The sequence below is a fragment of the Kitasatospora sp. NPDC059327 genome, assembly GCF_042752535.1.
In the GTDB taxonomy this organism is placed as follows: Bacteria; Actinomycetota; Actinomycetes; order Streptomycetales; family Streptomycetaceae; genus Kitasatospora.
Genome location: NZ_JBHYYB010000120.1, coordinates 23,794 through 25,138, shown reverse-complemented (window position 1 = coordinate 25,138; position 1,345 = coordinate 23,794). Strand labels below are relative to the sequence as shown.

The 1,345-nt window shown below is 64.1% G+C and carries 2 protein-coding genes; both read left to right on the top strand.

Annotated features, from left to right (window positions below):
- Window positions 1-211 precede the first annotated feature (211 nt).
- The gene (locus ACFXHB_RS39160; RefSeq protein WP_380580958.1) at window positions 212-1,054 is read left to right on the top strand and encodes a helix-turn-helix domain-containing protein; all 843 of its coding nucleotides are present in this window, start codon (window positions 212-214) and stop codon (window positions 1,052-1,054) included.
- Window positions 1,036-1,245, top strand: a complete 210-nt coding sequence (locus ACFXHB_RS39155) for a DUF397 domain-containing protein (protein ID WP_380580956.1) — start codon at window positions 1,036-1,038, stop codon at window positions 1,243-1,245. The genes ACFXHB_RS39160 and ACFXHB_RS39155 overlap by 19 nt, the downstream gene beginning before the upstream one ends.
- The last annotated feature ends 100 nt before the right edge of the window (window positions 1,246-1,345 follow it).

The following is a 1,345-nucleotide window of genomic DNA, read 5'->3' as shown; positions in this document are numbered from 1 at the left end:
CCGTTGGAGGTCCGGTGGGCGAGGTCGTGGACGACCTCGCCCACCGCGGGGGTGTACGCGGGCATGCGGGGGCGGCTGGGCATGGGGGCTCCCTTTTGGTAGCTCTGGGTTCCCGAGTTCTTACCGGGTGTAGCCATGGTGGCCCGGATGGCTCTACGATGGCCAGGGGCTAACCCTTGACTGTTTCGCCCGGTTATAGGTGGCAAAGCACATGCAGCATGATGAATCTGACCCGACTGCATCACCGCTGGCCCGCTTTGGTCGCGAACTCCGCAGGTCAAGGAGAGCGATGAGGTGGTCGCAAACGGAGTTGGGGCGGAGGATGGGCTTCTCGAACGCCATGGTCTCGTACGTCGAACGAGCGAAGAAGCCCGTAACCCATAACTTCGCTGTTAGGGCTGACGAGGTCTTCGAGACCGGAGGCACCTTCTTTGAGCTGTGGAGGCGCTACTCGCGCTCCAGCCTTCTGGAGGGATTCGCAGAGTTCGCCGAGGCAGAGGCACGGTGCAGGCGGCTGCGTACGTTTGAGTTGGGCGTGATTCCCGGACTGTTCCAAACGCCTGTCTATGCCGCAGCACTTGAGGCTGCGAGCGTGCGGAGGGGAAGCATCAGTCAGGAGCAGGCCGATGAGCGAGTGGCGTTCCTAGTCCAGCGTCAGAAGTTGCTGAGCCAGAAGGCTCCGCCCACCGTCCATGCCGTTCTGGACCAGAGCTGTCTTCTGAGGCCTATCGGGGGCGCCGAGGTGATGTGTGCTCAGCTCGGCCATCTTGAGTCGCTCGCTGTACGGCCAAACGTCACCGTTCAGGTTGCACCGTTCGAACTCGCAGAGCAGCGTCCCTTCATGCTGCCCCTGGTCTTGCTCACCCTTCCGGACCGATCGGTAGTCGGCTATGCCGAGTCGCAGCTTCGAGGTCACCTGGAACGCGGCCGCCCCACCATAACGGCGTGGGAGGAGGACTACGATCAGCTCCAGGTGGAGTCGCTGTCCACGGCGGCCTCGCTGGCCATGATCCGCGCTGTTCGGAAGGACCTTGAATGCCGCCCATCAACCTGACCGGCGCCCGATGGGTGAGGTCACAACACAGTGGCAATGGCGGGAACTGTGTCGAGATCTCGCCCGACTTCCCCGGCCTGACACCCGTCCGTGATTCCAAGGACCCCGAGGGGCCCGCACTCGTCTTCGCTGCTGACGCCTGGCGGTCCTTCGTCGCCAGTGTTCGGTCGGGCGACTTCGGCGGCGTGTGAGACGACCCGCGTGCAGAGGGCCCCGATCGGTATGCCGCTCGGGGCCCTCTCGTGTCGGTGGGGGATGGGTCGTACGATCGGCTGGTGGTGGAAGCGTTGC

Coding starts and splice junctions, on each gene's coding strand:
- ACFXHB_RS39160 (WP_380580958.1), top strand. CDS start 212: ATGCAGCATGATGAATCTGACCCGACTGCATCACCGCTGGCCCGCTTT.
- ACFXHB_RS39155 (WP_380580956.1), top strand. CDS start 1,036: ATGCCGCCCATCAACCTGACCGGCGCCCGATGGGTGAGGTCACAACAC.